The sequence below is a fragment of the Paenibacillus fonticola DSM 21315 genome (assembly GCF_000381905.1).
Lineage (GTDB): Bacteria > Bacillota > Bacilli > Paenibacillales > Paenibacillaceae > Fontibacillus > Fontibacillus fonticola.
The window spans coordinates 90018-99255 of sequence record NZ_KB907268.1 but is presented as its reverse complement, the minus strand read 5'-3'; the positions used below and the strand labels follow the sequence as shown (position 1 = coordinate 99255).

The following is a 9238-nucleotide window of genomic DNA, read 5'->3' as shown; positions in this document are numbered from 1 at the left end:
AAGGGGATCGGCTGGCCCCAGTTCTTTGATGAGTTTACGAAGTGCCGCCGCCGAATGTGGAATGCTCCCGTAATAGCGAGGGGCTTCCCCGGTTGAATCCGCAATGGCCACCGAAATTTTTTCTTTGGATACATCTAAACCGACGAATTTTGTGATAGACTGCATAGTATCAGCTCTCCTTTGCTATGTAGCTCTGAAATGGTTGGTCTTTCCACTTTCCATTTTAACCTACGAGATGTAGCAATGTGGAGGGCTGTCTTTTGTTTACGTTCATCATAGCTAGAATCAAACAACAGAATCCAATCTTTGTAAGGAATAACATTCTCCAAAACCGAAGTTACGTGGTTTTCCAGCGTGACTGCGTGGCCATTCGTAAATACTTCGTATAGGATGCAGAAATCTGTAAATGTTCTGCAGGGTGAAGGGCAATATAGGCGGTATTTTCAGGACTGGGGCTTTCACTGTAATTTTCGGGTAATTAAATCATGACCACCCGTTCAAAGGGTGGTTTGCTCTTGGGATATAGCCCCCTGTTGCCAAACTGCGCCTAAAGACGCTAGCCTGACCACAAATCTGTTCAGACTCAGTGTTATCTGTCACTTTCACTTTTTCGATTCCCATATTTATACTTTAACTTCGCATGCTTCTCAAAGATCATTAACGAACCCTCCACCCGCATAGCGGGTCGTTTTTTGTTTCGCGCGTTTCACGCACTCAACTGGCTAAAGCCTAAAAAATCAAAAAAACTGCCAGAGGCAGTTATTGTTTACATATGGAGCGGGTGATGGGAATCGAACCCACGCTATTAGCTTGGAAGGCTAAAGTTCTACCATTGAACTACACCCGCATTTATAGCTGCATTGTAAAATGAAATATGGTCGGGACGACACGATTTGAACATGCGACCCCCTGGTCCCAAACCAGGTGCTCTACCAAGCTGAGCTACGTCCCGAAGCTTCAACAGAGTTTGTTACTCACTTGTGAAGACAAAAATAAATATACCACTTCTGATAGATCAATGCAACAGCAAATTTATTACAAACAGCATTCCAATCAGCCATTCTCCTGCGTGATAAAAACTAAAATTAAAAGCTCCGCCGCCTTACCCGGCAAACCGGGTAAGGAAGCGACGCTCGAACAGCCTGGCAGGAACAGGTTTACTGAATAAGTACCCTTGCCCCTCATGACAGTTCTGGAGCTTGAGAAATTCAAGCTGCTCCTGACTTTCCACACCTTCAGCCGTCACTTTCAGTTTGAGGTGATGAGCCATCGTTGTAATCGTTGAAACAATTGCCGCGCCGTTTCCGTCGAGCATCACTTCTTTTACGAAGGAACGATCGATTTTAAGCCGGTCGATCGGCAGTGTCTTTAAATAATTCAATGAGCTGTAGCCTGTACCGAAATCATCAATGCTAATATGAACGCCCAACCGCTTCAGCCTGTGCAGTTGATCAAAGGCGGTGTCGATATCAAAGGTCATGCTTTCGGTAACCTCTAGCTCCAAATATTTGGCATCCAAGCCCACTTCCTGCAAAATACAATCCACCTTCTCGGCCAGGTTATGCTGCCGGAATTGCCGCATGGATAAATTAACCGAAATACATACAGGCTCATACCCGTCCATCTGCCATTTTTTATTATATTGGCATGCTGTACGAAGCACCCATTCCCCGAGCGGAACTATAAGTCCGCTATCTTCAGCAACCGGAATGAACTCTCCAGGGGAGAGCAGGCCCTTTCGCGGATGATTCCACCGTACCAGCGCTTCCATCCCGACCACACGTCCGGTTTCAAGGCTGACCTGGGGCTGGAACTCAAGAAAAAATTCCTCCCGATCCAATCCTTTGCGCATATCATTTTCCAGCTCTATTCTGGATTGAGTCCGTTTTTTAATCGAAGCGGTATAGCGAGCGAACTCCATTCCCTGCTCCTTGCCGTTATGCACCGCCATATCCGCATTTTGAATGATCTGATCCACGGAGCTACCATCATGAGGATAAATAGAAAGCCCCATGCTTAGGGAAATATGATACTCCGTTTCTTCTATCGTCATCAAAGGATTTATCGATTTAAGAAGCTGAAGCGCTCTGATCTCAATAGCCCGATGGTCCAAATATTCTGGAATCGTTACAGCAAACTCATCTTCCCCCATGCGATAGACGCCTTCCTCGGGCAAACAGCGCCGGCTTAGGCGCGCGCCTACCTCTGTAAGCAGCTTGTCCCCGGCCCGATAACCAAACGAATCATTAATCGCCTTAAAACGATTTATATTGATGACAGCAACTCCGGTACAAAGCCCTGCTTTTCCTTCAGGAGACAAATGAAGCTCCAACTGCTCCTTTAAACGGCGGAGATTCGGCAAATTCGTTAAGTCATCGTGATAAGCCATATGCATCATTTGCGCCTCAGCAAGCTGCTGGCCCCGAAACGGCTCCTCAATCGTCAGGCGGTACACCCCTTTTAACACGTAATAATAAGCCAGTCCCTTGAGCCACTCCCCTGATAAATGCGCAATCCCGTTACCGAAAGGATCAGCAGCCGTTAATAAAATATGCCCTATCGTCAAAAATAAAAGCGCGCAGACGATCGTCAACGCCGCAGGCGGACGCTCCTTCCGATATCTGTACAGTATCGCGAATATTCCTAGGCCATATAAAAATGGCACCACGATCCATACCGCCTGCTTGACCGTTTCCTGCGCCTGAGCGCCAAGCAGCTGAGGGAGCTCATACTGGAACATCTCTAAGACTCCGATTCCGGCAACCAATACAATAGCTGCCGAAGCGAAAGCGGCTGCTTTATGGATTCTGGACACGCGCTTGTCTGGAACGCTGAATATTAAGAGCATTCCTACTGCGCCAATCAGATGGGATATGAACAAAAACCATACGGAGAGCTCATATCCAGGCATAAAGCCAAACAAAGACACACCGCAAAAAGAAGCGATATGCATCATATCCAATACGCCCACCATAAAGAATAATACCGCTGAGTACAAACGCTGTTTCGACAACTTGTCCGTGAATAGCATCCAGCCTTGCGCGAATATAGCAAATGCAACGGCCCCATTAATTAGCCCGGCCAGTAAATACATCCCCTCGCGCCCAACCGTTGAAGAAAAAGGGGACTGAACAACCGTAGAAAGATAAACGACACCCAGCAGCAATAATAAACCGAGTGTCCCCATGATGATTGTTATTTTTTCTTCTTTCCTTATTCGCATTAGCGCTCAACCCCCGGAAATAGTATATACGGTGTCCAGTCATGATGTACTTGGCGGAACTAAGTATTATCCCGATGGTTAATATATTTCTGAATAAGAAATATTTCTACATTTTTCGTTTCATTTCCTGCTCCTCTCACAAAAAAACTGCTCAAAATACGATGTTTGCCGGGAGGGATAAAAAAAAGCACCCCCGGCATGTCTTTTTGTAATAAAAAGAGCAGCCGAGTGGTGCTTACAAATTTATTTTTTCTCAAAGCTCACTTCCGGTGTGGTCAGCTTATCATAAAAGTCAACCGCCTTATCCTTATCCGCTGAAGCCCGAAGCGCCATGGCGGATCGTGGATGCTCATCCAAAGTACCCGTAATCATGTACGGGATCAAATATCCCCACTCTTCCTTCTCGCGGAGTGGAATCATCAGTTGCTCCAAAATATCGAGAACTGGCCGAAGCTTATATTTCGTATTCTTCAAATGAGTGACAAGCAGCTCCGTAGGGCAGTTCCCTGCCGCCCGGCCCATGCCGTATACGGAAGCATCCAGCAATTCTACGCCCTGATCGGCGGCAACTAACGTGTTGGAGAAGGCCAGCTGCATATTGTTGTGCGTATGAACTCCTAGGCGCTTGTTAGGCAAGTGCGTCTTAAACTTCGTAATCAGATGCTCCATGTCCTTGTAATCCAGACTGCCGTACGAGTCAACGATATATACGACATCCACGACGCTTTCCTTGATCATCTCGAACGCTTCCAGTAATTCATGCTCCATCACATTGGACAAGGCCATAATATTAATGGTCGTTTCATAACCGCGATCATGGAATACCTGCACCAGTTGCAGAGCCTTATCCACGTCTTTAACATAGCAAGCGACACGAATCAAATCGAGGAGACTTTCACTGCGAGGCAAGATGTCGTTCTCATCAACACGGCCGATATCAACGAGAGCGGATAGCTTGGTGTTCCCCTTTTGCGGGATGACAGTCCGTAAAAATTCATCGTCCAGAAAACGCCAAGGCCCTGCCTCATCTGCCCCTTTCAGCAGTTTTGGCGAGTTTTTATAACCGATTTCCATATAATCAACGCCAGCTTCGTTTAAGCCAGCATACAGCTTCTGCACAAATTCAACGCTAAAGTCCCAGTTATTTACTAATCCTCCATCCCTAATTGTACAATCCACAATTTTACACTGATTAACCTTCATCATTACCGATTCCCTTCCTCATATGTTTTACTATCCATCTTACTTTAATAGAAATAAAAAAGTAAAGTAATTATTGTCATGATATAAATCACAGTGAGTAAGTGATACGTCATGATATATTAGCTTCATATTCTAATTGAGATTGATTCTCAATACCTATTGGTTGAATATAATGAATCAGCCATTCTAACAAAGGAGCTGAAAATGGTGCTATATGGCAACACTAGCTGCAGCTGCCTGCTAAAGCTTCAACCTGGCGAGTCGGGATGCATACGGCATTTCGGACATATGGATCCTATTTTAAAACAGCGTCTCGCCGATCTCGGTGTGACTGAAGGTGCTGACATTACAATAATGAGATACAGCTTTTGGGGAGGTCCCGTTACTTTAGAGTGCGGCGGTCAACTGATTGGCATTCGTAAACATCAGGCCGCACATATCGAGGTGGCGATATCATGATCCAGGCTGCTCTAATAGGCAATCCGAATACCGGAAAGACGTCTTTATTCAACAAGCTAACCAGTTCATATGAATATGTAGGCAACTGGTCTGGTGTTACCGTCGAAAAAAAAGTAGGCCAACTTCGCGACAAAACAGGCCAGCTCACAGATCTTCCTGGAATTTATACCTTGCTTCCCATTACCCGGGATGAAGGAGTGGCCGTCTCTTACCTAGTAAATGAATCTCCAGAGCTGCTCGTCAATATCGTCGATGCTTCCCAACTGGAACGTAACTTACAGCTTACAATTCAAATATTGGAATACGGCAAACCGGTCATTTTGGGCTTGAATATGATCGATGTGGCCAAATCTAACGGCCTTGCCGTTACCCCTGAAGTGCTGGCTGAACGGCTGGGTATTACCGTTATCCCTTTAGTTGCCCGCACAGGGGCCGGCACAGACTTTTTATTAGAACAAATCAGTTTGCCCCATCATGATTCTCCGCAATTTAATTTAAACTACGGCGACCGGCTGGAGAAGGCGATTTCACTTATTTCCCGGGAATTGATGACTTCACCTCCGCAAAACACAGATATCTCCTCGTACCGCTGGTTAGCTATACAAATACTAGAGAATAACCCCGTTGTGATTTCATCTCTTTCTTCCTACGCCAATCTGAATCAATTACTCGCCATACAGAAGAACGTAAGAGAAGAGTTCATAAGTGAGGGAATGACGGAGTCACTTCATGATCATATACGTTCAATACGGGCTGAGTACATTCACCAGGTTTGTTCAGAAGCTGTTGACGCTTCCGGCAAAAAACCTCATAGCTTGACCGAAAAAATCGACGCGATCGCAGCACATCCCTTCTGGGGAATTCCGCTTTTTCTATTTACGATGCTGATTGCCTTCAAGCTGACCTTCGACTGGCTGGGGGACCCTTTATCGGATTTGCTGGATGGGTTTATTAGCGGGGCATTCAGTCAATCTGCAACACAACTGCTTATTGCTGTCGGCGCTTCTTCCTTCACCCAATCACTTATTATTGATGGGATCATTGCCGGAGTCGGAGGTGTACTCGTCTTCCTCCCGCAAATATTCATATTATTTTTAATGATCTCTTTTATTGAAGATTCCGGTTATATGGCCCGCATCACGGTAATGATGGACAGATTAATGCAGCTAGCAGGCTTGAACGGGAAGGCGATGATTCCTTTTATCATTGGATTTGGCTGCAACGTTCCCGCCATAATGGCTTCGCGCAGCATTGAACAACCCAAAGAGCGCACCTTGACCATGCTGCTGATTCCGCTCATGTCCTGCTCAGCCCGGCTGCCTGTATATGCTTTATTTGCGGGGATTTTTTTTGTTAGGCAGCAGGCGGTCGTAGTTCTGTCCCTCTACGTACTCGGGATCGCTCTCACTTTGCTTCTGGCCAAGTTATTCTCTTTAACTCTGTTTAAGGATAAACACTCCTTCTTCCTCATTGAGCTTCCGCCCTACCGTATGCCGCAGTCCGCCACATTGCTGCGCAGCACATGGGAGAAAGGGAAAGGCTTCCTGCGAAAGGCGGGGACATTCATTCTCGGGGGAACCGTACTCATCTGGCTGCTGACATATTTCGGACCGGGCGGCAGCAACGTAGACATGGATCAAAGTTATCTTGCAGTGCTAGGCGGCTGGTTCGCAGCGATTCTTCAGCCTATCGGCTTCGGAACCTGGCAGTCGGGAGCCTCGCTCGTTACCGGATTTATGGCTAAGGAAGTTGTTGTATCCACCATGAACATCATTTATCATGTGCCGGATATGCCAGGCCTGCAGCATCAAATCGCACAGTTCTTCACACCGCTTCAAGCTTACAGCTTCATGACATTCGTGCTCCTCTACACGCCATGTCTTGCCACTGTCGGGGTACTGCGCAAAGAGACTTCATCGTGGAAATGGACGCTATTCTCCGTTGCCTATTCACTCCTGCTCGCCTACACGATCTCCTTCATCATCTACCAAGGGGGCAGGCTAATCGGATTTGTCTAAATCTGATAGCATGGAAAGGAGTTTTTTATATTGATCGATATTATCATCATTGCAATTGTGTTTGGATATGCCGGCTGGGCCATTTATAAAGGTGTGAAAAAAAGCAAAAAAGGCGCCTGTGCCTCCTGCTCCCAGCAGAAATCCTGCTCGGCAGTCTGCGATAATTCTACAGCACCTTCTTCAGAACAAAAATAATTATTCATTGCACAATTGCGTTGTATTCTTTAGGAGATCAGCTTGCTACGGCCGGTCTCCTAAAGATTGAACAAATTGATGTGAGACAATTGGAAGCGCTATCACAAAAACTGTCCCCACCCCCTTCATACTATCCACCAGAATGTTTCCTTTATGATTTCTAATAATTCGGTAACTTACAGACAAACCTAGACCAGTTCCCTTTTCTTTTGTCGTAAAAAATGGATCGAACAGCCGGCTTAACAGCCCTTTATCCATGCCCTTACCGTTATCCTGTATGGAAATATGAACATAGTTGCCTGACAGCTTGGAATTAATATGAATAGCTCCGGCGTGCTCAACATCTACTTCCTCAATAGCATCCATCGCATTTTTGATAATATTCAGGAGGACTTGCTTAATTTGCTTCATATCAATCGATACATACATTTCTGCGTCTGAAACCTCCAGATGGATTTCGCATCCTTTCATAAGCGCCTCACTTTCGGTAAGCAGCACGACTTCCTTTAATAAGGACGATACGCCGATCACGCTCTTCTGCGGAGCCGAAGGCTTAGAGGAATTAAGAAATTCATGAATAATATCATTAGCACGATCGATTTCCGCCAAAATAATCCGTGCATACTCGTCGCGGCCAAGTTGAATAAGATGGGGACGTAAAAGCTGAATAAATCCACGGATTGCCGTTAATGGATTACGAATTTCATGGGCAATTGCCGCCGAAATTTTACCGAGCATAGCAAGCTTGTCATTCTGATATGCGGTTTGTTCAATTTGCTTGTAATCAGATACATCCTTCACACTAAGCAAATAATCTCCGTCCATCTCATCGCTGTAGGTAATCGTAATTAACCAGTGACGGCCGTATTCATCAATGAGCTCATGGTATTTTTTGCGGTGAAAAATAGTTTCCCTATAGATTCGCAATATCTTTCTCTTCTTGAATCGACTTAGGTGCGGGTGACGCAGCATCTGCAGCAAATTACATCCGATCAATGATTGGCGAGGCATCTCCAGCAGTTTGGCCATTTGTACATTGATAAACGTTAATACTCCTTCGCTATCAAACAGCATGATTCCGCTATCGAGATTTTGCAGGACATTCTCATACTTGTTCTTTACAAGCTGCGTCGACTGAAATGCTTTGACAGACTGCAGCAAAGTTTCTTGAAACTCACTTAACAAGTTGATTCCCCCTTTTCCTACAATGGTATTCCTGCCAATTCGACATCTTTCAACCGCTAACAGGCCTTCCTTGCTCTCTGGATTAAGGAGCACACTTTCCCTCTTACTCTCCCTGCCTTGATGAAGCCTGTCCAACTGTTGGCACAATTTTTAATCCGAGGCGACTGATAACTTAATCACTATAATCATAGTAAACTTTTCCAATTTGCGTCAATCAGAGATACTGTCGAAAAAGGATAGATCAGCGCTAAAGTTCACAAATAGAAAATAAAATAGTCCCCCCCAGGAGACTATTTCATACTTTAGTCCTATTTGTTATAATGGAGCCTGGCCTTGCGTCGGCTCATCACTGCAAGCCGCTTTTTCAGCTCGCCTTCCCATTTCGTATCCTTAATCCCTTTTGCAACCGCAAGAAGGTCCAGTGCCATGTCAATCTGACTCTGTACGATATCAAGAGGATCTTCATCCTCCACATTTACGCAGTTCCCAAAAATCGTCTCTTCATCCTCCATAATAAAGTCGCCAAAGTCGATTTCTGATACACCATCACCATGTGCATATTCCGCCAATATCTCGTACTCATGTTCCACTTTATAATGAACCTCGACCCTATGGCATACCGGACAAAGCAGCAGGGGAACATTATGAACCTGCGTACGATAATGCTTCAATGTCCCTTTAGTACCAACCATGCTGGCCCCACAGCAAAAACTCATTCCCCATCACCCTTTCCCGATCAGATTTCGGTTATATTAAGGTATCACTTATAATACGTGAAGCTTCCTATAATTTATTCGTGATCAGTTCTGTAGATTCCTTCGAATGAATCAAAATTATAATTTATTGTCCCCATCAATTATAAAATATGCTATTGGGTAAGGCCAGTTCAGTAAAGAAAAAGCCCCCCGTCATTTGGCAAGCCAGACAAGGGGCATAAATTATGCTGCAGAAAACT

7 protein-coding genes and 2 tRNA genes are annotated in these 9238 nt (G+C 45.3%); 3 read left to right on the top strand and 6 right to left on the bottom strand.

The genetic code is table 11. From position 1 onward, the window contains the following. Positions 1 to 773 precede the first annotated feature (773 nt). The 4 genes from G358_RS0121740 to G358_RS0121720 all read right to left on the bottom strand — a co-directional run bounded on the left by G358_RS0121740 (position 774) and on the right by G358_RS0121720 (position 4426). Positions 774 to 847 (bottom strand) — tRNA-Gly (locus G358_RS0121740). Positions 848 to 875: 28 nt separating this feature from the next. Beyond that, positions 876 to 952, bottom strand: a tRNA-Pro gene (locus tag G358_RS0121735). Between the two features lie 150 nt (positions 953 to 1102). After that, positions 1103 to 3223 (bottom strand): putative bifunctional diguanylate cyclase/phosphodiesterase, encoded by a 2121-nt coding sequence (locus G358_RS0121730; protein ID WP_019639374.1) that lies wholly within the window; start codon positions 3221 to 3223, stop codon positions 1103 to 1105. Between the two features lie 243 nt (positions 3224 to 3466). After that, positions 3467 to 4426: an aldolase catalytic domain-containing protein gene (locus tag G358_RS0121720; protein ID WP_205621559.1), complete on the bottom strand. Its 960-nt coding sequence runs from the start codon at positions 4424 to 4426 to the stop codon at positions 3467 to 3469. Between the two features lie 204 nt (positions 4427 to 4630). Here G358_RS0121720 and G358_RS0121715 point away from each other — a divergent pair, with 204 nt between their 5' ends. Genes G358_RS0121715 through G358_RS0121705 form a run of 3 tightly spaced genes read left to right on the top strand, consistent with a single transcriptional unit; the run spans position 4631 to position 7098 of the window. Next, positions 4631 to 4885 carry a FeoA family protein gene (locus tag G358_RS0121715; RefSeq protein WP_019639371.1) on the top strand — a complete coding sequence of 85 codons (255 nt, stop codon included), beginning with the start codon at positions 4631 to 4633 and terminating at the stop codon, positions 4883 to 4885. Then, complete coding sequence (feoB, locus tag G358_RS0121710) at positions 4882 to 6903, top strand: ferrous iron transport protein B (protein WP_019639370.1); 2022 nt, start codon at positions 4882 to 4884, stop codon at positions 6901 to 6903. The genes G358_RS0121715 and feoB overlap by 4 nt, the downstream gene beginning before the upstream one ends. A gap of 30 nt (positions 6904 to 6933) precedes the next feature. Then, positions 6934 to 7098 (top strand): FeoB-associated Cys-rich membrane protein, encoded by a 165-nt coding sequence (locus tag G358_RS0121705; protein WP_019639369.1) that lies wholly within the window; start codon positions 6934 to 6936, stop codon positions 7096 to 7098. A gap of 45 nt (positions 7099 to 7143) precedes the next feature. Here the strand turns inward: G358_RS0121705 and G358_RS30645 are convergent, their stop codons facing one another. Both G358_RS30645 and G358_RS0121695 read right to left on the bottom strand, forming a co-directional pair. After that, positions 7144 to 8283: an ATP-binding protein gene (locus G358_RS30645; RefSeq protein WP_033404310.1), complete on the bottom strand. Its 1140-nt coding sequence runs from the start codon at positions 8281 to 8283 to the stop codon at positions 7144 to 7146. A gap of 308 nt (positions 8284 to 8591) precedes the next feature. Beyond that, positions 8592 to 8999: a hypothetical protein gene (locus tag G358_RS0121695; RefSeq protein ID WP_019639367.1), complete on the bottom strand. Its 408-nt coding sequence runs from the start codon at positions 8997 to 8999 to the stop codon at positions 8592 to 8594. Positions 9000 to 9238 lie beyond the last annotated feature (239 nt).